19 protein-coding genes are annotated in these 23677 nt (G+C 58.8%); 9 read left to right on the top strand and 10 right to left on the bottom strand.

The genetic code is table 11. The annotated features are described in order from the left end of the window. Positions 1-16 precede the first annotated feature (16 nt). On the top strand, positions 17-3226 hold the full coding sequence (locus J2S31_RS00970) for an efflux RND transporter permease subunit (protein WP_237097173.1): 3210 nt from the start codon (positions 17-19) through the stop codon (positions 3224-3226). Positions 3227-3393: 167 nt separating this feature from the next. Here J2S31_RS00970 and nadA read toward each other — a convergent pair whose 3' ends face one another. The 8 genes from nadA to J2S31_RS00930 form a co-directional block, all read right to left on the bottom strand. Beyond that, complete coding sequence (gene nadA, locus J2S31_RS00965; protein WP_237097172.1) at positions 3394-4422, bottom strand: quinolinate synthase NadA; 1029 nt, start codon at positions 4420-4422, stop codon at positions 3394-3396. 4 nt (positions 4423-4426) lie between these two features. Then, positions 4427-4771, bottom strand: coding sequence for a histidine triad nucleotide-binding protein (locus tag J2S31_RS00960; protein WP_237097171.1), 345 nt, complete (start codon positions 4769-4771; stop codon positions 4427-4429). Between the two features lie 139 nt (positions 4772-4910). Then, complete coding sequence (locus tag J2S31_RS00955) at positions 4911-6368, bottom strand: proteasome accessory factor PafA2 family protein (RefSeq protein ID WP_237097170.1); 1458 nt, start codon at positions 6366-6368, stop codon at positions 4911-4913. Between the two features lie 3 nt (positions 6369-6371). Beyond that, positions 6372-7118 carry a proteasome subunit alpha gene (locus J2S31_RS00950; protein WP_237097169.1) on the bottom strand — a complete coding sequence of 249 codons (747 nt, stop codon included), beginning with the start codon at positions 7116-7118 and terminating at the stop codon, positions 6372-6374. Further along, positions 7119-7922: a proteasome subunit alpha gene (locus J2S31_RS00945; protein WP_237097168.1), complete on the bottom strand. Its 804-nt coding sequence runs from the start codon at positions 7920-7922 to the stop codon at positions 7119-7121. Beyond that, complete coding sequence (locus J2S31_RS00940) at positions 7919-8098, bottom strand: ubiquitin-like protein UBact (RefSeq protein WP_005006709.1); 180 nt, start codon at positions 8096-8098, stop codon at positions 7919-7921. The genes J2S31_RS00945 and J2S31_RS00940 overlap by 4 nt, the downstream gene beginning before the upstream one ends. After that, entirely contained in the window at positions 8089-9582 is a 1494-nt protein-coding gene (locus tag J2S31_RS00935; protein ID WP_237097167.1) for a proteasome accessory factor PafA2 family protein, read from the bottom strand. The genes J2S31_RS00940 and J2S31_RS00935 overlap by 10 nt, the downstream gene beginning before the upstream one ends. Beyond that, positions 9579-11201 (bottom strand): AAA family ATPase, encoded by a 1623-nt coding sequence (locus J2S31_RS00930; protein ID WP_237097166.1) that lies wholly within the window; start codon positions 11199-11201, stop codon positions 9579-9581. Before J2S31_RS00930 ends, J2S31_RS00935 begins: the two co-directional genes overlap by 4 nt. A 305-nt stretch (positions 11202-11506) precedes the next feature. Between J2S31_RS00930 and J2S31_RS00925 the strand changes: the two genes are divergently transcribed. Together J2S31_RS00925 and J2S31_RS00920 are read left to right on the top strand one after the other, a co-directional pair. Next, positions 11507-12793, top strand: a complete 1287-nt coding sequence (locus J2S31_RS00925; RefSeq protein ID WP_237097165.1) for a hypothetical protein — start codon at positions 11507-11509, stop codon at positions 12791-12793. 267 nt (positions 12794-13060) lie between these two features. Next, entirely contained in the window at positions 13061-14005 is a 945-nt protein-coding gene (locus J2S31_RS00920; protein ID WP_237097164.1) for a TonB family protein, read from the top strand. Between the two features lie 57 nt (positions 14006-14062). Here J2S31_RS00920 and J2S31_RS00915 read toward each other — a convergent pair whose 3' ends face one another. Together J2S31_RS00915 and smc are read right to left on the bottom strand one after the other, a co-directional pair. Further along, complete coding sequence (locus tag J2S31_RS00915) at positions 14063-15412, bottom strand: hypothetical protein (RefSeq protein WP_237097163.1); 1350 nt, start codon at positions 15410-15412, stop codon at positions 14063-14065. 147 nt (positions 15413-15559) lie between these two features. Continuing rightward, positions 15560-19120 (bottom strand): chromosome segregation protein SMC, encoded by a 3561-nt coding sequence (smc, locus tag J2S31_RS00910; RefSeq protein ID WP_237097162.1) that lies wholly within the window; start codon positions 19118-19120, stop codon positions 15560-15562. Positions 19121-19400: 280 nt separating this feature from the next. On the opposite strand from smc, the gene J2S31_RS00905 reads away from it, so the two are divergent. From J2S31_RS00905 to J2S31_RS00880, 6 genes are all read left to right on the top strand, one after another. Next, positions 19401-19751, top strand: a complete 351-nt coding sequence (locus J2S31_RS00905) for an arsenate reductase family protein (RefSeq protein ID WP_237097161.1) — start codon at positions 19401-19403, stop codon at positions 19749-19751. 28 nt (positions 19752-19779) lie between these two features. Beyond that, positions 19780-20331: an NUDIX hydrolase gene (locus J2S31_RS00900; protein WP_237097160.1), complete on the top strand. Its 552-nt coding sequence runs from the start codon at positions 19780-19782 to the stop codon at positions 20329-20331. Positions 20332-20557: 226 nt separating this feature from the next. Continuing rightward, positions 20558-21421, top strand: a complete 864-nt coding sequence (locus J2S31_RS00895) for a tetratricopeptide repeat protein (protein WP_237097159.1) — start codon at positions 20558-20560, stop codon at positions 21419-21421. Positions 21422-21437: 16 nt separating this feature from the next. Then, positions 21438-22169, top strand: a complete 732-nt coding sequence (pyrF, locus tag J2S31_RS00890) for an orotidine-5'-phosphate decarboxylase (protein WP_237097158.1) — start codon at positions 21438-21440, stop codon at positions 22167-22169. A 4-nt stretch (positions 22170-22173) separates the two neighbouring features. Then, positions 22174-22629: a DUF4149 domain-containing protein gene (locus J2S31_RS00885; RefSeq protein WP_237097157.1), complete on the top strand. Its 456-nt coding sequence runs from the start codon at positions 22174-22176 to the stop codon at positions 22627-22629. Between the two features lie 15 nt (positions 22630-22644). After that, entirely contained in the window at positions 22645-23625 is a 981-nt protein-coding gene (locus J2S31_RS00880) for a hypothetical protein (protein WP_237097156.1), read from the top strand. Positions 23626-23677 lie beyond the last annotated feature (52 nt).

The following is a 23677-nucleotide window of genomic DNA, read 5'->3' as shown; positions in this document are numbered from 1 at the left end:
TCGGGAGAAACCTGCCGTGCTGAAACGGTTCATCGATTTCGCCATTCGCCAGAGGGTGTTTGTCATCCTGGCCACTCTGTTTCTTGCGGTGCTGGGCATATACAATTTTCAGAAACTGCCCATCGACGCGATGCCCGACATCACCAACATCCAGGTGCAGATCAACACCGAAGCCCCCGGTTACTCTCCCCTGGAAGTCGAACAGCGCGTCACCTACTACGTCGAGACCGCCATGTTCGGCCTGCCGCAGTTGAAAGAAACGTGGTCGATCTCCCGCTATGGCCTGTCGCAGGTAACGGTCATTTTCGAGGACGGCACGGACATCTATTTCGCACGCCAATTGGTGAACGCACGCCTGCGTGAGCTGGGCACCACCCTGCCCGGTGGTCTGGAACCGATCATGGGTCCCATCGCCACGGGTCTGGGGGAAATCTACATGTGGGCACTCAGCTGGAAGGACGGCCACCGCGAAACCCGAAAAAGCGTGGAAGCGATGGCGCAATTGCGCACGGCGCAGGAATGGACCATCCGGCCGCAGTTGATGACCATTCCCGGCGTGGTGGAAGTGAACAGCATCGGCGGCTACAAGAAACAGTACCACGTCACCCCGGACCCCAAATGGCTCACCGCCTACAACCTCACTTTCAACGATATCGTTGACGCCCTGCGCAAGAACAACGACAACGTCGGCGCGGGCTACATCGAAAAAAGCGGCGAGCAGTATTTGGTGCGCACGCCCGGCCAAGTGAAAAGCATTGAAGATATCCAGAACATCGTGGTCGGCGCACACCGGGGCGTTCCCATTTACATCAAGGACGTCGCCGACGTGCTGATCGGCAAGGAACTGCGCACCGGTGCCGCCACGCGCAACGGTCAGGAGGTGGTGCTGGGCACGGTGTTCATGCTGAAAGGCGATAACAGCCGCCGCGTCGCCCGCGCTGTCGACGAAAAAATGCGGGAGATCGAGCGCACGCTCCCCGAAGGCATGCAGGTGACCACCACCTACGACCGCACCCGGCTGGTCAACAAAACACTGACCACCGTACGCAACAACCTCACCGAGGGTGCGCTGCTGGTGATCATCGTGCTCTTTTTATTGCTGGGGAATTTCCGCGCCGCGCTCATCACCGCCCTGGTCATTCCACTGTCCATGCTGTTTGCGGTGACCGGCATGGTGACGAACGACGTGAGCGGCAACCTGCTCAGCCTGGGCGCGATCGATTTCGGCATCATCGTCGATGGCACCGTCATCATCATGGAAAACTGCATCCGCCGCCTCACCGAAGCGCAGAGGGAAATCGGGTATGAACTGTCTGAGGCCGAGCGGCTGGATGTGGCCAGCACTGCCGCGGCGGAGGTGGCGCGCCCCAGTATTTTCGGCGTGATCATCATCATGATCGTGTATTTGCCGATCCTGACGCTCGCCGGCATCGAAGGCAAGATGTTCATTCCCATGGCGTTCACCGTGCTGGCGGCGTTGTCCGGCGCGTTGATCCTGTCACTCACCTTCATCCCCGCAATGGTGGCGCAGTTCATCAGTGGCCGCGTGTCCGAAAAGAAAACGTGGTTTTTCAATTGGGCGCAACGGGTGTACCGTCCGGTGCTCACTGCGACGCTCGGCGCACGGGCGGCGGTATTGACTTTTGCGGGGGTGCTGTTCGTATTGACCATCCTGCTGGCCATGCAGTTGGGACGCGAGTTCGTGCCGACACTCAATGAAGAAGACCACGCCATCCACGCCCTGCGTATTCCCGGAACCAGCCTGTCTCAGGCGGTGCGCATGCAGCACAACCTGGAGAAGGAGCTCAAGCAGTTTCCGGAAGTGGATTACGTGTTCGCCAAGATCGGCACGCCGGACATCGCCACCGATCCCATGCCGCCCAGTGTCGCCGACGTGTTTGTCATCATGAAGCCGCGGCGCGATTGGCCGGATCCGGCTCTCACCCGCGCCGACATCATTCAAAAGTTCGAATCAGTCTTGAAACCGCTCCCTGGAAACAAATATGAATTCACCCAGCCGATCCAGATGCGTTTCAACGAACTGATCTCCGGCGTGCGCAGTGACGTGGCGGTGAAAGTGCACGGCGACGATCTGGATGTCCTGCTGGCCAAGGCCGAAGAGATCGCGCATGTGCTGGAAGAGGTTCCCGGTGCCGCCGACGTTCGTGTCGAGCAGGTGACGGGCCTGCCCATCCTCACCGTGAAGCTGAAGCGTCCAGAGATGGCACGGCTGGGATTCAACGTGTCGGAAATCCAGACCATCGTGCAGACCGCCATCGGTGGCAAAAAAGCCGGCGTGGTGTATGAAGGCGACAGCCGCTACGACCTTGTCGTGCGCCTGCCGGAAGACATCCGCGAAAGCATCCCCCACCTGCGCCGCATTCCCCTTCCGTTTCCGAAACAATTGGACAATGGACATGCGCACACGGTCGGCGCCCAGCGCCCGCAGGTGAAATCACTTCCCACCTTCATCCCGCTGGAAACGGTGGCGGATCTGGAAGTGGCGCAGGGACCCAACCAGATCAGCCGCGAAAACGGCAAACGCCGCGTGTTTGTGAGCGCCAACGTACGCGGTCGCGACCTGGGAACGTTTGTGGAAGAGGCGCAGAGGCTCCTCCGCGAGCGCGTGGAGATTCCTTCCGGTTACTGGCTGACGTGGGGCGGACAATTCGAGCACCTCATCTCCGCCACGCAACGGTTGTACCTGGTGGTGCCGGTGGCGCTCCTGCTGATTTTTCTCATGCTGATGGCGGCGTTCGGTTCCACACGGCAGGCTCTGCTTGTGTTTTCCGGCGTGCCTTTGGCATTGACCGGCGGCGTGTTCGCCATCTGGGCGCGCGGCATCCCGCTTTCCATTTCCGCCGCCGTGGGATTCATCGCGCTCTCCGGTGTGGCGGTGTTGAACGGCCTGGTGCTGGTGTCGTTCATCAACCGCTTGCGCGAAGAAGGCGTGCCCCTGGACCAAGCGGTGTACGATGGATGCTTGACACGCCTGCGGCCGGTGTTGATGACGGCGCTGGTGGCGTCATTGGGATTCCTGCCGATGGCCATGGCCACCGGCACCGGCGCGGAAGTTCAGCGGCCGCTGGCAACGGTGGTCATCGGCGGCATCGTCTCTTCCACCCTGCTCACGCTCGTCGTCCTGCCCGTGCTCTACCAGATATTCATGAAGAAACCCCTGCATTCGGCGGATCACAAACAACCCGCCTCCGCTCCCGCGGAATAGCGGACGTGGTCTGCGGCAAGGCATCCATGGTCAAAGTATCCAATTCATAAAAACATGGATTCTTCTCTGACGCTCAGAATGACCCGTTAAGGATATAGACGGTACACAAACCACGATCTTCCAGAGAAAATCTGTATCGAGTTATTTTGCTTCCGGACGCAGTCCGGTTATTTGGAGGTGGGTTGTTCGGCGTATTCGAACATGGCGTTCACGCAACGGAGTGCACCCTGCTGGACTTCCGGCGTGAGGGTGATGATCTGGTGCGGCTGGGGATTCTCCAGCGCGCCCAAAACATCGGTGAGGGAGTTGGCCTTCATGTAGCGGCACATGGTGCAGGAGCCGACAAATTTTTTCTCTGGAAACTCGGATTGCAGGACACCGGTCAGGCCGCACTCGGTGAGCAGGAAGAACGTGTCCGCAGACGAGCCGCGCACGTGGTCGAGCATGTTGGTGGTGCTCCCGACGTAATCGGCCTTCTGCACCACGCCGGGCGCGCATTCCGGATGCACCAGCACATCGACGCCGGGGTTGGCATTGCGGACAAAGTCCACCGCCCCCGGCTGGTATTCCTCGTGCACGTAGCAGGTGCCGTCCCAGTAATCGATGGTTTTATCGATGCCATTCTTGCGGCAGTGCTCGATGACGTTCTGCGCCATCAATTTGTCCGGCAGGAAATAGATGCGGTCGTTGTCGATGGCCTCGACGATGCGGTACACATTCGATGAGGTCACGCAGACATCGCACAGCGCCTTCACTTCCGCCGTGGTGTTGATGTAGCAGACGAAGGTGTGATCGGGGTACTGCTTGCGGAGTTTTCGCACGTCCGCAGGCATGATGCCGTCGGCCAGCGAACAGCCGCCATTCGGGTTCGGGTCAATCACCGTTTTCTCGGGATTGAGAATCTTTGCCGTCTCCACCATGAAACGCACCGCCGCGAACACGATGACATCGGCTTTCGACTCTTTGGCCTTTTTGGACAGTCCATAAGAGTCTCCCGAATAATCCGCCACACCGTAAAGCACTTCCGGCTCCACGTAATTGTGCGCGAGGATGATGGCATTCTTCTCCCTTTTGAGTTCACGGATGCGCTCGATGGTGGGCCAGATGCGCTCGCAGTGTTCGCGCGTGAACTCGCAGATCGGGTTGCCGACGCGGATGGGCTTCAGTTTTTCGTAGAGTTCGTCAAGTGTGATCATGATCTCAACCCGGAGGCCATTTCATGGGCCGTCCGGCCAGCATATGGAAATGGACGTGGAAGACCGACTGTCCGGCGCCGGAGCCACAGTTCAACACCAGCCGGAACCCGCTTTTCTCCAGCCCCATCTCCGTAGCCAGCGTGTTGGCGACGGAGAAAATGGAACCGATCACCGCTTCGTCCTCGGTATCCATGTCCAGGATGGTGCTCATGTGTTTTTTCGGGCAGATCAGGATGTGCGTTGGTGCCTGCGGATTGACGTCCTTGAACGCAAACACGTTGTCATCGTCGTAAACCTTTTCACCCGGAATGTCACCATTCATGATTTTACAGAACAGGCAGTCGCTCACACCATCTCCATAAAGTAAATGTTGGTTATGAACCCATCATATAACGTGGGAGAAGACAAAGCAACCGCCTCCCGGAGAGGAGACGGTCGTCGAAATTTTAGTGAAAAGGAGAATGCCGCCGAGCCGGCGGTGGCGAGGATCAACGGAAAAAACTGTCGCGGTCGAACGGCTGTTGCAGGTCCATGCGTTCGAGATACGCCCTGATGTCTTTCTTGTAGGACACGAACGGGTCCAGCATCAGAAACGGTTCCTCCTTGTTGAGACGGAAACCGATCCAGTCGATGAGGTACCCGGTCTGGCTTTCGACCAGGCGCTTGACCAGCTCGCCGCGTCCGTCCGCGCGGGTGCCGCGTGGCGGGTTGTGCTTTGCGTGCTCGATGGCGGCGTCGGTGGTCTTGCGGTTGGCATCGCCGGTTTCTTCCAGTCCCCAGTACAGGCCGACGTTGCGATTGAGATTATGGTACTCGAGGTCGAGGCTTTTCACCCACGGGTCTTTCCAGCCCAGGTTCTCCGCTTCCATGAACTCGGTGAGGAGCCAGTACTTGGCCGCCCAGTCCACGCGCCCGATCAAATGTTCGGGGCCTTTCGGCAGATCGGTGAGCACGGATTCCCACGCCTCGATCACCCAGTCGGCGTCGGCGTTGGCCCCGGCCAGGTATTCCTTCGCCGTCTTCAGCATCTCCCACTGCAACTCGAGCGCCGTGCTCTGGTTGCCGTCGCGCATCTGGATGTGCCACTTGAATTCCTGGTCGCGCGAGATCGACCGCATGGCGGCCACGGAGTCGGCCAGAATCCAGTCCGGGTTGGCGACGCCCAGCTCGATCAACTCCATCATGAGCGAGGTCGTGCCCATCTTGAGCGCGGTGGCGAACTCGCTCATGTTCGAGTCGCCGACCAGCAGGTGAATCCGGCGGTATTTACTGGGATCGGACAGCGGTTCGTCGCGCGTGTTGACGATGGCGCGGTTGTACTGCACCCAGCGGTAGAACTCGTTGGGAATGTGGTCGGCGCGTTGCGACAACTGGAAGTGGACTTCCTCCGTATCCTTCTTCGCCTGATGGATGTCGTCCCAGTCGCGGAACGGTTGCGGGTTGCACGCGCCGGTACGCCCGGCTCCGGCGTAGATCTGGCGCGTCACCAGAAACGATGCGAGCAGGCGCAGGTTTTCGCGGTTGTCGAATTGAAAGGCGCGGCTGACCAGATAGTTCTCGTGACAGCCGAAGGTGGCGTTGGTTTCCAGATCGACGTTGTTCTTGATGAACGCCACCTGGTCGCCCCAGCCCAGGTCTTCCAGCGCTTCCTGCACCACCATGTCGCCCGCGCGGTCGAAGGTGACGAGGTCGGTGAGGTTGGAACACTCCGGCGAAGCGTATTCGAGATGCCCCATGTCCAGGTACACACGGCCGCCATTAACGAGAAAGCCGCCGTTGCCCGGCGGCTCGTCGTTGGCGCGGTAGTGAAGGTCCAGCACGCCCTGCTTTTTATCGAAGATGTGGTTTTTGACCCGGACCGCCACATCTATCGGCCCGTACTTGAAGTCCTCCTCTTTGATAAGGAGGCCGTATTCCGTTTCAATGCCGTAGATTCGCCGTTTCATAAGTCACACGCAGGTTTTTTTGAGCGTTTCCAATTCATCGGAAGTGACCCACCGGAACAGAGACTTTTTCCGGGTGGTGCTCAACACCGCCGCTTCCAATGTCCAATTCTCGAAGACTTCGGCCAGCGTCATGGCCGTTCCCTTTTCCGCTCCCGGTTCTTCCTCGGTCCCCTGCTTTTTGCTCTCTTCCCAAAGACGGCTGACTTCCACCAGTGCCTGTTCCAAGGGTAGCGAAGCGAAATCTCGCTTTCCAATTTCTTTTTCGATGTACTCCGATTCCTTGTCGTCGCCCGCGATCACCGTGCCCTTTTTGAACATCTCCCAGTGCCCGTCGTAGTTGAGGCGGAAGAACAACGGCTGGTTCTCGAAATTCATCTCCATCAGCAACAGTTTCACCAAATACGGCGCGCGCATGACCTCTTCAAAATTCTGCTTGAGCGCCGGGGCCACGCCGAACTGCAGAAGACGGGCGATGGTGACGTCCTTTTCCGATCGGTTGAATCCTTCCAGATGCGCCATGTCGAGTAGCGTCATGCGCAGGCGTTCCACATCCGCCGGGTGACCCAGGCTGCCCAGCGCGATGCGATCGTACACTTCAAAAATCTTTCCCGGCTGGGGCGTGAACCCCATCATCAACGCGCCTTCCTTGAACGGAACCGCAATGACCGGCTGTCCCTTGCGCAGTTTTTCCTGGACGTAACTATGCCGGGTGGAGATCGCCTCCATCCAGCGAAACGGTTCTTCAAACATTCAGGCGTTCCTCTTCATCGATTCCTGGAACAGGATTTCCATTTCGGCATCTTCGAGGAAGTGGTAGCCGTCCTCGGTGATGCTGGCCACGACGGGATAGATCTTGTCGTCGGGCCGACCCTGCCCGGTAGCGGAATCGAACTGACCGGCGGTCTGCAACAGGCGCACGGCAAGCATCGACGCTTCCTTGAAATCGCGTTCCGCCAACGGCCTGGAGCCCCACAGGTTTTCGTGCTCCAGGACGCCGCGGATGACCGGCGAGCCGGAACCCGTGGCGGTGTGCGTGCGGATCTCGAAGTTCGCACCCAACAGATCGTAAAAATAAATGTACGGTTTCTTTTCCTTGAGGTCGTAGGAGGCGAAGATGGGGCTCACCGCGCCCACGCCCTGGATGGCCATGCCCATGTTGTCCTTGAGCAGTTTCGACAGCGCGCGGATTTTCCCTTCGGTGCTGAGCGACTGCAATTGCGATCGGCGGTAGTACTCGAAATTGTGAGACAGGATGCGGGCCATCTCGAAGGCCGTGGCGGGGACGCCCGCGATGGCCATCAGGGAATAGTCATCGATGGGGATGACCTTGTCGCAACGGTCATACATGATGGCGTTGCCGGCGGTGGCGCGCCGGTCGCCTGCGACCACGACCCCGTTCTTGTAATGAAATGCCAACACCGTGGTGCCATGCACCAACTGCGATACGTCCACCGGGTTTCCCTTCTCCGGCGCCGAGGCCCACTGGTACCCTGACCGCTTGAGAAGTTCGTAGAAATCTCCCGGCCCTTGGGAATGAAGTATAGAATCGCTCATTGACCGGTTCGCTGTTTGTATTTCTCCGACTGCTTCGGGTCCACTTTTTTCATGCGCTTCAGCAGACTGTCGCGCCCGGGACGGGACACGTCCGGCCGGGACGGACCACTTTCTTCCTTCGGATCGGGAGAAGATTCTTTCTTTTCTTCCCTGCGCAGGGGATCGGTCATTTCCATGCGAACAACTCCTTATTGGTTTCCAGAACCCGCTCAACATCCTGCTCGTGGATGATGTCCGTCAGGTCCAGATAGTCACCGTTCTTGAACTCAATACCCGTCCAGTGAATGCTGCGGATATTGTCCTGCTCCTGATCGACCATGAGGCCGCGGATGCGCGCCCGCGTGCCCGCCGGTGCATTGTGCACCGCCCGGGCCACGTCCTCTTCCGGAACGAAGGGAGCCAGATCCCCGGTTTCCAGAAGGCCGTAGTACAGGCCGCGCTCCGGATCCAGATTATGATACTCCAGATCCAGGCTCTGCAGAACCGGGTCGTCCCACGAAAGCCCTTCGGTCTCGATGAACTGCGAAAACAGGCTTTCCTTGATGGCCCAGTCGATGCGGTCGCTCAGTTTGTGGGAGCCTTCCCTCAGGTCGTTCAGCGTACGCTCCCATTCCTGAACGATCCATTGCTCTTCTTTTTCGTCGCCGAGGCGGCCCGGATTCTTCTTTGCCTGCTCCAGGTACCAGCCCTGAATGTCGAGCGGCGTGATGGTGCGTCCGTTGCCGCGTTTCAGTAACACCGTGCCGGTGCGGTCACGCGAAGTGCGTTGCACGTCGTGCACCGGGTCGGCCAGTTCCGGCGGCAGTTCCAGAGTTTCGTCAGCGATGAGCGCCAGCACCAGCCGCGTCGTGCCCAGCTTGAGCGCCGTCGCATACGGAGACATGTTGGCATCGCCGAGAATCAAATGCAACCGCCGATACCGGTCGGTGGCGGCGTGCGGCTCGTCGCGTGTGTTGACGATGGGGCGTTGCGTCATCGTCTCGATGCTGAGCAGGCACTCGATGAAATCCGAGCGCTGCGCCAACTGCAAACCGCTGAACGGCTCGACCTTTTTGCCGTCGGTGCCGACCTTGCCCGCGCCCGCGTACAACTGGCGCGTGACCAGAAACGGCACCAATCCCCGCACCCAGACGTCGAAGTCCAACCGGCGCGGAATCAGGTAATTGTCGTGCGTGCCGTAACTGTGGCCGCTGTAGTCGGTGTTGTTCTTGAACACCTGCACGTGCGGTCCGCCCAGCTCTTCGTTCCGGCGGCGCACGCATTCGAGCAGGATGCGGTCGCCCGCCTGATCGTGCGTGACCAGGTCCATCACGGTCCGGCATTCCGGCGTGCCGTATTCCGGATGCGTGTGATCGTTGTAAAACCGCGCGCCGTTGACCAGCACCCGGTCGCACTTCATTTCCCAATAGCTGTAAGGCCGCTTGCGGTCTTCCGCACAGAACTCGTCTTCTTCTTCATCCTGCGCCAGGTGGTTCACCGTGAACCCGCGCATGTCCAGATGCGTGCGCTCCCGGCTGTACGCCCAGCCGCGGAACACGCTTTTCAGCGGACACTGCTGGAGGAGCGCCATCGACTCTTCAACGGGATCGGAATCCTCCAGGTCTTCGCGGATGATTCCGTATTCGGTTTCCAATCCCAGCAGGGGAACGGCAGAACTCATATAATCGACCGGCTCATGGTTTGGTGCGCGGCCTGATCCGAGTCACGCGGACGACGCACGCGCACCACGTTCTTCGGATCGAAATCGAGAAGCTGGAGCCAGTCTTCCATATTGGAATCCGCAGGCAGTACGTTGTTCTCCACGAACTCGTGTTCCAGCGACTTCAACAGGTCGTCCACTTTGATCATCAGCGGCTCTCCGGCGATGGCGCGCTCGATGGCGCGTTCCTTGGCGCGAAGCACGATGCTCTCCAGAATGGCGCCGGAGATGAAATCCTTCCAGTACAGTTTTTTGAATTCGCCGTTGCGCAGGGTGAGGAGCAGGGCTTCCTGCTCCGGCTTGGTGCTGAACAGGGTGTCGAGGAACGGCTCGATCAACGCGTCCAGCGAATCGCCTTCGATGGGCAGTTCCTTCTTGAGGTACACCTTCAGGATGTCCTCGCAGTCGCCGCGGTCCGGACGCGATACCTTTATCTTGCGGTCGATGCGCCCCGGGCGCAGGATGGCGGGATCGATCAGGTCCGGCCGGTTTGTCGCCAGGATCACCACCATGTCGCGCACGGATTGAATACCGTCCATCTCCGCACAGAACATCGGCACCAGTGTATTCGAGATGTTGTTGACGCGGAGCGCCTGCCGTGTGCCGAGCACGGATTCCGCCTCGTCGATGAAGATGAAAGGCAGTTGTCCCTTTTCGCGGTAGTCGCGCGCCTTCTTGAATATCTCGCGCACCTTGCGTTCCGACTCACCCAGCCACATGTTGAGGATCTCGGGACCCTTGACGTGGATGAAGCGCCCTTCCAGATCTTTCAGGTCGTGGCTCTGCTCTTTCAGTTTGTTCACGATGTCGGACAGGATGGCCTTGCCGATGAGCGTCTTGCCGCAACCGGGCGGGCCATAGAACAGAAACCCCTTGGGCATGCGGTATTCCATCTTGTCCAGAATTTCCTGGTGCAGGATGGGGTACTCGATGACTTTGCGGACTTCCTTGATGACGTCTTCCTGCCCGCCGACCTGCTCCCAGGTGACGGTGACGAACTCGTCTTCCACCACCAGCTTCTGCTCGCGTTTGGGCAGGGCTTTCAGGATGACGCGTTGCGTGGGATCGAGGATGATCTCGTCGCCTTCGCGGAAGTTTTCTTCTTTCAGGTCGTCGCAGACCTGGACCATGAATTCGGTGTTGCCGGTGCCGCCGTTGACCATCCAGTGGCCGTCCTTGAGACGGGTGACGACGCGGGCGATGGGACCCTGCTCCGGCCGCGGCAGTTTGATGATGGCGACGAAGCCTTCGTTCACCGCCACCTGGTCGCCGACCTGCAACGGACCGTTTTCCAGAATCTCCGGTGAGACCGCCGCCTGGTATTCCGTGCCGCCGACGTTCAGGCGCACCAGGTCGTCGTTACCCGGACCCAGCACCGTGCCGATGCGGTGCGCGGGCGACTTGAGCTGGCGGATGGTTTCCTCCAGCGTCTTGATCTTGAGATTGTACTGCTGAGCGGACTGCTGGGCCGCCAGAAGCGCGTCGCGCAGATCGAAGATCTTCTGCTGAAGCTCCGGCTGATCCTCGGTTTCTTCCAGAATCCGGTCAATCAATTCAATGATGTGAGTCGGGTCGCCCATTTCATAAATCCTTATTTCCTCAAACGATACTTCAATTGTATGATTAAAAAATCAGATAGACAAGCCCATTTACCCAAAGCCCAACAGCCACAACTCACGGAAATATAAAAGGTCAAGGTTTTTTTTGCAGACCGGAAACTTTGCCTGGTTTCCGCTTTTGGAAAGCCCGGTTTGCGATTGGTGCGCCGCTTCCAGTTGTGTATAATTAAACCTTTAAAATCAACCTATTATTTTGAATTCTAGGAAGCCCTCCCGCGCCGGACGCCGCCGGAAGAAGGGTCTCTGTTTCCGCACGGTTGTCACGCATGAACCATCCGACCATTGAGAAGTGCATCGTCAGCTTTTCCCACAACGCTTATGAGTCGCGCAAGCTGGCCGACAAGGAAGCCATCGAAAAAGCGCGCCGCGAGATCGCCCAGGGCAAGAAGGGCATCAGCCACCTGATCCTGCGCGCCCGCGACGACGAGATCGACCGCCTCAAGTTCCTGTTCCCCATCTACGGCATTCCGCTCATGTGCTACGCGCTGGGCAACCTGATGGTCTCCAGCCTGAAAGAGATCGTGGTCGTCGGCTCGAAAGAAGTAAAGACAGTGCTCGATGCGTTTCTGGAAACGATCGGGCCGTGCGGCAAGAAGATTCGGTTCGTGCACGAGGACCCGGACCACCTGGTGCTCATCCACACGCTGGTGCTGGGACGCAACGCACTGGCGCTGGCGCCGAACGAACTGGTGCTGTTTCAGCCCGGCGACCTGCCGTTTCTGTATGACCTCGACCGCGTGCTCAACGACAAGGACCTCAAAACGCATGACCTGATTCTGTGGCTCAACTCGCGGCAGGAAATGTTTCCGCACTTCAAGGAAGACCCGGCAAGCGAGTTTGTGCAACGCAATTACCACTACCGCGTGATCGACGAAAAGGCCGGACGCCTGCACGACGTGAAGGAACCCAACGCGTACCCCATCAACCTCGCGGCAATCGAGGAGGATATCATCGAGCTCCTGCACGAGACGCGCAAGGACGGCAAGATATTGAACGCCGGCATTCACAAGGTGCTCACCTCGCCCGCGCGCATGTTGCGCCTGCTCCCGGTGCTGGCGTCGCACTTCCGCCACTTCGACTCGGATCTGCGCACTTACCGCATGAACGACGAATACAAGTTCGGCATGCACCTCAAGAACTTCAACAAGGGCGCGTCGATCTTCCTCGACACCCCGTTCGTCGCCAAGTTTCACAACGACCCGGCGTACGTCTCCGACGTCGATGCGCTGGAGGACTGGGAGGATTTCGAATCGCTGATCCGCTACGCAGTGCAGGAGCAAGGCGAGGAAAACGGGCTGGCATCCATCCACCCCTTCGGCCGCGAGTTGATGAAGTTCAAACGGGAAGCGATGCCGGGCCTGCAGGAACGCATCGCCATGTACGCCGATTTTCCGGTGTACCTGAACGACCTCTACCGGTCGCTGGAGATGCCGCACGTGCCGTTCCACGACGGGGACCGCTACGACACGCCCAACCTGCACTCGCCGCTGGTAGCCAACGCGTACCGCTGGTACAAGGAAAAGACGGCCCGTTTCCAACCCTGCGCAGAATAAGGGCCCGCGGCTTTGCAGTTGCCATAAGGCATTGAATATTTTAAAGTTATAAAGGCCCTGCCAGTGCGGCGCTGGCGAACGATATGGTTCAGAGCCAACCATGGATTGCGGCGTAACCTACCACTTCCCTCCTTACCAGGGAGGGGATCGAGGGGGAGGTCTTGAAGCCTCTTCCTTGATGATTTCAATGGTGGTGATTGCCAAACAACAAAGGGCATCCCAGCCAGCCCTCCCGTTGAAAAGAGGGGAGGGATATAATAGGGACCTATGCGATTCCCGATCAAACCGCCACCGAAGATCAAACAGTTTCTGGTGCTGTCGCTCGGCCTGCACCTGGCGGCGTTCACCGCGTATCACATGATCCCGCCCGGCCCGCCGGAAGCGCCGGAGCAACCGCCGATCAAGGTGAAGTACGTTCCGAAAAAACCGGAGTTGAAAAAGGAAAAACCGCCGCAGGTGGTGGACCCGGTTCAGCCCAAGGAACAGGAACCGCCGAAAACCTCGGAACTCATCTCCAACGCCAACAGCCAGTCGAAATCGCACATCGAAAAAAGAACCGACAAACTTTTCGCCAGCAAAAAATCACTCATTCCCAAACCCAAACCGGAAACCATGCCTCAGCCGGAGAAGATGGTGGAGTTGAGCAAGGAGTTTCTGATCCCGCCGCCCAAAACACCGCGTGAAGTTTTTCAGGAAGCGAAAACCGGTTTTGACAAACCCGAACCGGAAGTGACGCAGAAAAAGAAAGCGGCGAAGAAGTACTCGGAGAGCACGCTGGCGCTGTTGGACGGATTCGATCCGGAGAAGTACGCGGCCATCGACGCCGATTCCATGAAATCGGAAAACCCGGATGACGAGGACGAGGTGATCTCGCTCAACACGAAGGAAGCCAAGTACGCGTCGTACTTCCAGCGCATCAAGCAACAGATCGAGCGGGTGTGGACGTATCCGGAAGAAGCGGCGCGCCACGGCATCAACGGCCGCCTGTCTTTGCGCTTCCGCATCTCCCGCGACGGACGTCTGCTGGAGGTCTTGCTTATCGATGCGTCCGGCTCGAACCTGCTGGACGAAGCGGCGGTGAACGCGGTGAAAAACGCCGCGCCGTACTATCCCTTCCCGGTCACCATCGACCGCGACAACCTGTCGATCCTCGCCACCTTCATCTACAGCCCCGCCTACAGCACGTACTACCAGGACCGGTACGGACGCTGATTTTCTCAGGCGTTGCCTGCTCGCTCCGCGCCGGACGCGGTTCCCCACAGGGTGGGGTCACACCAGTTCCAGTTGTTTCAGCTTCAGGGTTTCGGAATGACGCAGGGTGTCTTCACCGGCATTGCTCAGCTTGTTGCCGATGACGTTGAGGAAGGTGAGGCTCTTGAGGGTGGTGGACTCGGCCAGGTACCGCGCGCCTTCGTCACCGATCACGTTCAATCCCAGCACCAGCACGCGCAGGTTGGAAAACGTGGTGGACTCGGCGATGGCCTTGGCGCCGCGCGGACGTATCCAGTTGTCCTGCTCGAGGTACAACTCTTCCAATCCCGTCAGGTATGGTGACTGCGCCAATGCAACAACACCCTCGTCGGCGATGTTGTTGTTGTTGAGCCGCAGTTCTTTCAGGTGCGTCACGTTCGGGCTTTCCGCCAGCGCCACTGCGCCTTCCGCGTTCAACTGGTTCTCGCCCAGATCGATCGCTTCCAGGTGCTTCACGTTGGCGGAGGCGACCAGCGCTTCGGTGCCCTCGGCGCGAATGTCGTTGTTGTTCAGGTTGAGCCGGCGAATGTTCTTGAAGTGCTGTGACTGGCCGAGGGTGATGGCGCTGTCCGCCGTCAACCCCGCGCACCGCAACTCCAGCTCCTCGATGTTTTCGAACAACTCCGATTCCGCCAGCGCGTACACGCCGTCGTCGCCGATGGGATTGTTGCTCAGGATCAGCCGCTTGAGGTTGGGAAACACGTTGGCACGCGCGAAGCACTCCACGCCGCGGTCGGTGAGGTTGTTGTCGGAAAGATCGAGTGTCTCCAGCCCTTCCAGTTGTTCGCACTTCGACAACTGCTCCGCGCCGTCGTCGCCCAAACCGATGTCCGCCAGCTTGAGGCAACGCAGGCGGCGTCCCAGGTCCGAGTTGGTGAGCGCCTTGATGCCGAGCGGGGTGATGCGGTTGTAGGAAAGGTCGAGCGTCTCCAGGTTGGCCAGCGTCTTGCTTGCCGACAAGGCTTTTGCGCCCACCGGGCCGATCTCGTTGCTCGCCAGGTTGAGCGTTTTGAGGTTCTCGAAGATGGAGATGCGCGACAGGAAGAACAGGCCATCGTCATCGACGTTGTTGTTGCCGAGCTCAAGCGTTTCCAGCCGGCCCAGGTGCGGCGAGGTGCACAACTGCTGGATGCCGGCGGTCCTGAGTCCCGTCTCGGACAGGTTGAGGTACACCACGCGCGCCAGCGGTTGCAGTTCCGACAGCATTTTAAAATCGCTTTCGCTCATCACCTGCCGGGTGAGGTCGAGGCGCGCCGGGTCTTTTTCCAGACGGTGCTGGATGACCTGCAAAAGGTCTTCCTTCTCCGTGTACTTCTCGAAGAACCGCAGGAACTCGAGACTGTCGTCGATGTCTTTCGCTTCCGCCATGATGCCGTGTGCAAAAAATAAAAAGGATCGCGGTGAAAGGATTATACCCCAGGCCACGCCTGGAGGGAACAGGGTGGATTTATAACACATGCCAGAAGTTTCGCCTGGCAATGGAACCACAGCCCGTTGCCACTCCCTGCAAGGGAGCTAGTTATTCAAGTGGACGGAGACGACTTTGCTGGCGCCGCGTTCTTCCATGGTGACGCCGTACAGGGTGTCGGCGAAGCTCATGGTCTTCTGGTTGTGGGTGATCATGATGAACTGCGTCTTGTCGGACATTTCGCTCAGCATGTCCTGAAAACGCGTCACGTTCGCTTCGTCCAGCGGCGCGTCCACCTCGTCGAGCAGGCAGAACGGGCTGGGCCGCACCTGCAAAATGGCGAACAGGAGGGAGATGGCGGTCATCGCCTTTTCACCGCCGGAGAGCAGTTGGATGTTCTGCATGGTCTTGCCGGGAGGGCTGGCCTTGATGTCGATGCCCGACTCCAGCGGATCGCTCGGGTCGAGCATGATGAGTTCCGCGCGGCCGCCGGAGAACAAACGCTCGAAGTTCGCCTTGAAATGTTCGTTCACCAGCTCAAAAGTTTCGGCGAACAACTGCCGCGTGGTCTTGTCGATCTTTTCGATGGTCTGGTGCAGGCTGAGGATGGATTCGGCGAGGTCCTCCTCCTGCTTCTGCAAAAACAGGTAGCGCTCGTTGGCTTTCTGAAAGTCGGACAGCGCGGCGAGGTTCACCTCGCCCATCTTGGCGACCTTGTCCTTCAGTCCCGCCAGGTGCTCGGACGCGGCGTCCTCATCGATTTCCTTTTCCTCGCGGCCTTTCATCTCATCCACCGACACGTGGAAATCCTCCCACACCTTCTCTTCGATGTGGGCGATCTGGATGCGCGTCTCGGAGCGTTTCAGTTCGATCTGCGAAATCTCCTCAGTGATTTCCTGAATCTGCTTGACCAACTCGCGCGCCTGCTTCTCGTGCTGGTCGAGGGTGTCTTCCTTTTCATTCAGCGTTTCTTCCTCGGAGACGATCACCTGGCTGAGTTCGTCCTTCTCCCGCACCTGCTCCATGATGGCCTGCTCGTATCCCTGGATTGCCTGCTCGCATTCGGCGATCTTCTGCGTGTTACTGCGGCTGTCCTCCTGCCGCCGGGCGATGCGCTCGGCGAGGTTCGCGCTCTGCTGTTCGAGGCGTTTGACTTCCAGCAACAGGTTTTCGGCCTTGCCCTTGAGTGAAGTGATCTCGACGTTGAGCTGGTTCGCCTCCTGCCCTTTGTGGTCGAGTTCTTCGCGTTGCGATGCCAGTTCGCGGCTTTGCGATTCGCGCATCGTTTCGGCCGACTGCTGTTCGGCTTCCGCCGTGGTCACCGTTTCCTGCAACGCTTCCTGCTCGCGGCCGAGTTCCTGCAACTGCTGTTGCCCGCTGGTGCGTTCGTATTCGATGGTGGAACGTTTCTGCGACAGGCGCTCGGATTCCTTTTTCATCTGCTCGAGTTCGTTGTAGCGGTGCGTGCGTTCGATGTCCGCCGCGTGCACGGCCTTGCTTCCGGCCTGCACCTGTTCCTGCAACGAAGCGAGGTCTGTTTCCATGCGCACCGCCTCGCCCTGCAGGGCATCCATCTCCTGCTTGAGATCGGCCACGGTGGCGGACAGCTCTTCCATCTCGCGGTTGCGCGACAACAGTCCCGCGTCGTTGTCATCCTGTGCGCCGCCGGTGACGAGGCCTTCGTCGTCGATCACCTCGCCCTTGAGCGTCACCACGCTTCCCTGAAACTCGCTGTGCCCGTGCAGGTGCAGGGCGGTTTCGAGATCGCGCACCAGCACCACGTGACCCAGCAGGTGGTTGAGAATCGGACGGTACTCCTCGCGGGTTTGAATGAGATCGGCCAGACGGCCGATGACGCCCTGGTTGCCGTTCATGTACAGCGGCGGGCGCACCGTGGATTTCGGCCGGAGCGGAATGAAACTGCCGCGGCCGGATTTGTTCTGGTCGAGGTAACGGATGGCTTCGATGGAATCGCTGTAGGAATCGACGATCATGCTTTGCAGTTTTTCGCCCATGACGGCTTCGACCGCCGCTTCGAACTCCGCCGGCGCTTTCACGACATCCACCAGCACATCGCGCAGACCATGCACGTGCTCGCCCGCGCCGTTGGCCATGAGCGCGCGCACGCCGTCACCGAATCCCTCGAACTTGCGGCGCAGTTCCTGCAGGGACTGCAACAGCGAGTTCTGCGCGAGGTAGCGCTCGCGCGCGGCTTCCGCGGCTTCTTCCTGTGCGTCCAGACGCTGTTTCAATTCAGCGGTGCGCTGGGTGAGTTGTTCCTGCTCGCGTTGCAGACGTTCGAGCACCTCCGCTTTTTCGCGGTAATTCGTCTCAGCTTCGATGAGTGCGGTCTCGAGCGCCGCGATCTGTTCGGTGACTTCGTTCAGTTCGGTCTCCAGACGCTGGTCGCGATCGGCCAGTCCCTGCCGGCGCGTCTCCAGCGCGGTCAACTCGTTTTTCTTGCGCGAGATGTGGTGCAGGCGTTCCATGATCTGGCGGTCGAGTTGTTTCACCTGGCCGTCGAGTTCGTTCAGCCGGTTGCGGGTCTGTTCGTACTGTTGCTGCAGAGCCAGACGCGATTGTTCTTTTTCGGCGATGACCGCCGTCAGGCGCTCGCCTTCCGCTTTCTGCGCCTCACACTGGGATTGATTCTGCGCGATCTCGGCGTTCATGTTCTCCACTTCGCCGACCGCGGATTCGATATCCTGCCGGGCGCGTTTCATCTCGCCCTGCCGGAGCTCGATGTTGTGCTCGTTCTTGCCGATGGCGGTGTTGAGGCTGTGCACCGTTTCTTTTTTGTGGTTGAGTTCGGTGGCAAGCTCGTCGATCTCGAACTTGAGCGTCTCGATGTCCGTCTCCAAAGTGGAAGCCTGCGCGTTCCACTCGGCTTTCTGCTCGGTGCGCTCCTTGTGGCGTTGTTCTATCTCCGCCAGGTCGCGCTCGGCGCGGCGGATGCGGCGGCTGAACAGGTCGAGGCTCAATTCCTTGATTTCCGACTGAAACTGCTTGTAGCGTTCGGCCTTGGCGGCCTGCCGTTTCAACGATTCCACCTGCCTGGACAACTCCTGCACGATGTCGGAGATGCGGTCGAGGTTCTGCCCGGCGGCATCGAGTTTGCGCAGGGCTTCGTTCTTGCGCGCCTTGAATTTGAGCACGCCCGCGGCTTCCTCGATCCACATCCTGCGGTCGTCGGGTTTGGAGGTGACGATATCCTGAATGTTGCCCTGCTCGATGACCGTCAGCACCTTGGGACTGATGCCGATGTCGAGAAACAGGTCGGTGATGTCTTTCAACCGGCACGGCACCTGGTTGATGTAAAATTCGCTTTCGCCGGAGCGGTGGTAACAGCGCGTCACCTTGATCTCTTCCGACAGGTTCGGGACGTTGGCGATGCGCAGGCCCGGCGGCACGTCGGCCAGCGTCATGGAAACCTCGGCGCGGTTCACGGGTTTCCGGCTGTCACTGCCGTTGAAAATGAGGTCGGAGATGCGGGTGCCGCGCAGGTGCTTGGAGCTCTGCTCGCCGATGACCCAGCGGATGGCGTCGGACACGTTGCTCTTGCCACAGCCGTTGGGTCCCACCACGGCGGTGAAGCCACGGGTGAAATCCAGGTGCGTGGCGTCCGCGAAGGATTTGAATCCGGAAAGTTCGAGTTGCTTGAGGATCATAATCGGAGTAAACCCTTAAAAAATAATGGTGTTTTGGTGCCTCGACGTGTCACGCCACATTATACCACGCCCCTGTGGAAGTAAAGCAAAATATACTATCCTTGGTGGCAATTATGGTATAAGGCCCCCATATATTGTGGTTTACGTTGCAGGAGGGGGCACCGGTGCGGGGTGTTTGCGGCTACCGGGTTTTGCCCTTCCGATAATCGACGGTCATGCTATAAAACACGTGGGCAAACCGGAACTGTTGTCCATTTCAGAGAAAGGAGCGATTTTAGACATGAAGTTTTACGGTTACAACAAATGCGGCACGTGCAAAAAGGCTGAGAAGTTTCTGGACGGCAAGGGCGTCGCCTACCAGTCGATCGACATCACCGAAACGCCGCCGCCCAAAAAAGTGCTCAAACAGGCCATCGCCCGTTATGGCCTGAAGAAACTGTTCAATACCAGCGGCGTGCAGTACAAGGAACTCAACATGAAAGACCGGCTGAAAACCATGACCGAGGCCGAGGCGGTGGACCTGCTCGCCAGCAACGGGCGGCTGGTGAAGCGTCCGGTGGCGGTGGACGGCGACACGGTGACCGTCGGTTTCAACGAAGACGAGTACAAACAGACCTGGGCAAAGAAATGACATCGCTGGACCCGATGGGGATGGTGGTATGAACTGGGATGGATGGATCGAGCGCCTGCGTACGGACTTCCCCGCGCGGCGTGAACTGATGGGGACCGGGAGCGGCCAGGCGGCGGTGCTGGTGATCCTGTACCTTCAGGACACGCTCCCGCACATCGTGCTGATGAAACGCTCCGAGGCCCTGCGCAGTCACCCCGGCGAAATCGGCTTTCCCGGCGGACTGTTCGAGCAAGGCGACGGCGACCTGCTGACCACCGCCCTGCGCGAAACCGGGGAAGAACTGGACCTCGCCGTATCGCCGGAAGACGTGTTCGCCCGCCTGCCGGGGGTGCGGACGCTCTCCGGCATCAACGTCACGCCCTTCGTCGCCCTGCATGACCCGCCGCCACAGTGCACGCCCAACCCGGAGGAAGTCGAAGAGGTCCTGCACCCGCCGCTCCTGTCGTTGTGGCAGAGCTTCCGCGAGGAGGCGGTGGCCCACCCGCCCTCCGATTTCGCCTACTGGTTTGGCCCCCACCGCATCTGGGGAGCCACCGCGCGCATCCTGCGCCAGCTCAACGAAGTGGCGCGAAACGATTGAAATGCCTCACCCATCAGGACCCTCATTCGGCCTGTAACGCATTAGTCCGTTGCCTCGGACGCAGTCCGCGCCCACGAACCGTTGGCCGGCCCCACCGGGCCGGAGCCCATTCGCTCCACGCCGGGCGTGGCTTTACAAATCGCCCGGACGGTCCTATGTTGAATTCCGGAACCCCCAACACCGACTTTCGTTTTGACCCTCTTTCATTCATTACGGAGGTGGAGCCATGCGCATTGCATTCAATAAGGTGGGATCGCTTGTGGGGATGGGCACAGCCGTGCTGGCCCTCCTGCTGAGTACCCTGCCGGTGCCTGCCGTTCACGCGGCGGACGACGCGGCAAAACTCTACGAACAGGGAGTCGAACTGGCCAAAAAAGGCAAATACGAACAGGCCCTGCCGAAGCTGGAGGCCGCCGCCTCGCAGTCACCTTCCAATCCCGATTACCAGAACTACCTGGGGCTGGTGTACACCAACCTCGGCCGCTACCATGACGCCATCCGCACCTCCGCCCGCGCCCTGCAACTGAAACCGGGTCGCACCGAGGCGCTGGAAAACCTGGTTGCCGCTTACGAAACCCTGGAGGACTGGCGCGGCATGATCGAGCCGCTGGAGACGCTTTCCCAAGCTCAGCCGGAAAAGGCCGTCTATCATGCCAGACTGGGCCGGGCGTACTTTCAACTCGGTAACGACGCCAAGGCTATCGACGCCCTCACGCGGGCGGTGAAGTGGAATCCGCACGACGAGGCTTCCATGTACAAACTGGGCGAGATTCACCTGCGCCAGGGTCATTATGAAAAGGCCGTCGATTACCTGGAGCGCGCGGTTTCCGGGTTTCCCTTTCCGTACCAAAGGTATTACAATCTGGGGCTGGCCTACGCGCACCTTCAGCAGTACGACAAGGCGCTGAAGAATTTCAACCGGTGCGCGGAGGAACAACCGAATTTCGCTCCGGCGTACTACAACATGGGCGCGGTGTACCAGAACACGGGACGCCACCAGCAGGCCATCGAGATGTACGAGCAGGCGCTGGAGAAGAACCCCGCCCTGACTGAGGCGCGGGACAACCTGATGGCTCTCAACAAAACCTGAACCCGGAAAAGACCCATTGGCCGCTGAACCCACTCCGCAGGACCGCCTGATCTTCGCCCTGGACGTACCGGACCTCGCCTCCGCCGTCCATCACATCAAAACGCTCGGCGGTTCTGTCGGGTGCTTCAAGGTCGGGCTGGAGCTGTTCACCCGCGCCGGGCCGGAGGCCGTCCGCGCCGTGCACGACCACAGCGATGCGGGCGTGTTTCTCGATCTCAAACTGCACGACATCCCAGCGACGGTCCAGCGCGCCGTTCACGCCGCCCGCGAGCACAAGGTGCGTTTCCTCACCGTGCATTGCAGTGGCGGCGAACGCATGCTGGAGGCGGCGCTGAAGGCAACCGGACCCGACCTGCAACTGCTCGGCGTCACCGTCCTCACCAGCATGAAGTCCAACGACCTCGATCCGGCGCTGGGGTACACCGACGGACTCACCGTGCACGAGCTGGTGATGGACCGCATGCTGATGAGCCGCGACGTGGGGCTGACCGGCTTCGTCTGTTCCGCCGAAGAGGTGGAGGACATCAAGAAACAATCCGGCGGACCCATCCTCACCGTGGTGCCGGGCATTCGCCCGGCGGATAAGACGGTACTGCAGGACGACCAGAGCCGTGTCGCCACCCCCACCCGCGCCATCGAACTGGGAGCGGATTACCTGGTGGTGGGCCGACCCATCCGCGACGCGAAAGATCCGAAAGACGCGGCGGCGCGCATCGTTGACGAAATCGCTCACGCTTTGAAGGCATGACCTCATGAACACCTTTGTCGCTTTCGTGCACCTGCTGGGGCTGGTGGTGTGGCTCGGCAGTGTCATCTTCTTTTCCTTCTTCGCCGCACCGTCGATCTTCAAGGTGCTCAACCGCCAGCAGGCGGGCGACGTCATCGGCGCCATCTTTCCCAAGTACTACGGCGTCGGTTACACCTGCGCCGTGCTGACGGCGGCCACCGCACTGGCCACGCCCGGCGGCGCCGGGGGACTGCGCCTGCCGTTCATCGCCATCATGGCGGCATGCACGTTTTACGCGGGACTGGTGATCAATCCGCAGGCGCGTGCGTTGAAACACCAGATGCGCGAGGCGGGCGGCGAGGACGAGGCGTTGCAGAACAAATTCCGCTCGCTCCACGGCTGGTCGGTGCGGCTGAACGCGACGGTGCTCATGTTCGGCCTCGGCCTGCTATGGATCACGGCGATGGGGTTGAGATTATAAGACAATACTGAAAATATGAACTCATACCGCCAAACGTTATTAGGAACTTTATTTCCGGTTGTTTTAACGTTAGCGTTGGCCATTCATAGCTTTGACAACGATAAACTTGCTGTTCCTTTATATTTTTTATCCCTTGGCCTTTTCCTTTTTTGGCTACAGCCTTTTGTATCCTCTGAAACGGATTCTCAAACTATCCCCCCATTAGTTATTCGTCCCGTTTCTCATGACGTTGGTATTCACTTTGGTGAGGGAGAACTACTCGCAAAAGAAGAGAACAATTTGTATTTATTTCGGGCATTGAACAAAGGCCCCTCTAACCTTACCAATATAAGGCTTCAATTTGAACTGGTAGACGTGGATGTTCGGCGGCTCCTTGAGCAAAGTGACGTATTTGAGGGCCTAAAAATAAATAAATATAATGAAGCACGTTTAACAACAAAGATACGCAATGATGGGCAAGCGTCCCGTTCCATATCCATATATTTGTCAAACACCGGTGAGCGCAAAGTTGATGTGATACCAAGCCAAAATCTAAATGGCGTGGAATTTGAATTACCAAATTATATAAAATCCGCCCTTTCAATTCTCATGCTAACAAGGGCCGAAAAGCTGAGAGAAACTGACCCCAGGCACGACGCCACAACCCAATGGGCTTTAAATGGGGGCGACCTTAATCAATTGCAGGAAATTCAAGATGACCACCGTTTTGATTACTTCGTCAAAATGCCGGACTTACGTATTCATGCAACCTATGATACGGATGAAAAGAAAAATGTGAGCCAGACTATAGTCATCGAGTCTATTTATTATGCACCTGCGCGACCGATGTGGTGGCCAGATACCAATTCGGGCGGAGAGGCTCGTTTCTTTTTAGGAGGGTTTGGAATCCTTAGCTATGAAAATCTTAATCAACCAGATCAAGGACATTTTAATGGTTGGAAAAAGCGCCAGAAAGAAATGAAAAAGGAAAAATCTCATCAATCCCCCTCATCCTAACCTTCTCCCGCCAGGGGAGAAGGGACCTTGAATACTCCCTCTCCCTTGACGG

This window comes from Nitrospina gracilis Nb-211, assembly GCF_021845525.1.
Lineage (GTDB): Bacteria > Nitrospinota > Nitrospinia > Nitrospinales > Nitrospinaceae > Nitrospina > Nitrospina gracilis_A.
The sequence above is the reverse complement of the archived record's forward strand: the minus strand, read 5'-3'. Positions and strand labels throughout refer to the sequence as shown.

What these genes read in the sequence shown, in the direction of transcription:
- J2S31_RS00955 (WP_237097170.1), bottom strand. Translation starts at nt 6,368, where the DNA reads ATGAAACGGCGAATCTACGGCATTGAAACGGAATACGGCCTCCTTATC.
- J2S31_RS00885 (WP_237097157.1), top strand. Translation starts at nt 22,174, where the DNA reads ATGAACACCTTTGTCGCTTTCGTGCACCTGCTGGGGCTGGTGGTGTGG.
- J2S31_RS00905 (WP_237097161.1), top strand. Translation starts at nt 19,401, where the DNA reads ATGAAGTTTTACGGTTACAACAAATGCGGCACGTGCAAAAAGGCTGAG.
- smc (WP_237097162.1), bottom strand. Translation starts at nt 19,120, where the DNA reads ATGATCCTCAAGCAACTCGAACTTTCCGGATTCAAATCCTTCGCGGAC.
- J2S31_RS00930 (WP_237097166.1), bottom strand. Translation starts at nt 11,201, where the DNA reads ATGGGCGACCCGACTCACATCATTGAATTGATTGACCGGATTCTGGAA.
- J2S31_RS00935 (WP_237097167.1), bottom strand. Translation starts at nt 9,582, where the DNA reads ATGAGTTCTGCCGTTCCCCTGCTGGGATTGGAAACCGAATACGGAATC.
- J2S31_RS00920 (WP_237097164.1), top strand. Translation starts at nt 13,061, where the DNA reads ATGCGATTCCCGATCAAACCGCCACCGAAGATCAAACAGTTTCTGGTG.
- J2S31_RS00925 (WP_237097165.1), top strand. Translation starts at nt 11,507, where the DNA reads ATGAACCATCCGACCATTGAGAAGTGCATCGTCAGCTTTTCCCACAAC.
- J2S31_RS00950 (WP_237097169.1), bottom strand. Translation starts at nt 7,118, where the DNA reads ATGTTTGAAGAACCGTTTCGCTGGATGGAGGCGATCTCCACCCGGCAT.
- J2S31_RS00945 (WP_237097168.1), bottom strand. Translation starts at nt 7,922, where the DNA reads ATGAGCGATTCTATACTTCATTCCCAAGGGCCGGGAGATTTCTACGAA.
- J2S31_RS00900 (WP_237097160.1), top strand. Translation starts at nt 19,780, where the DNA reads ATGAACTGGGATGGATGGATCGAGCGCCTGCGTACGGACTTCCCCGCG.
- nadA (WP_237097172.1), bottom strand. Translation starts at nt 4,422, where the DNA reads ATGATCACACTTGACGAACTCTACGAAAAACTGAAGCCCATCCGCGTC.
- J2S31_RS00940 (WP_005006709.1), bottom strand. Translation starts at nt 8,098, where the DNA reads ATGGAAATGACCGATCCCCTGCGCAGGGAAGAAAAGAAAGAATCTTCT.
- J2S31_RS00880 (WP_237097156.1), top strand. Translation starts at nt 22,645, where the DNA reads ATGAACTCATACCGCCAAACGTTATTAGGAACTTTATTTCCGGTTGTT.
- J2S31_RS00895 (WP_237097159.1), top strand. Translation starts at nt 20,558, where the DNA reads ATGCGCATTGCATTCAATAAGGTGGGATCGCTTGTGGGGATGGGCACA.
- J2S31_RS00915 (WP_237097163.1), bottom strand. Translation starts at nt 15,412, where the DNA reads ATGGCGGAAGCGAAAGACATCGACGACAGTCTCGAGTTCCTGCGGTTC.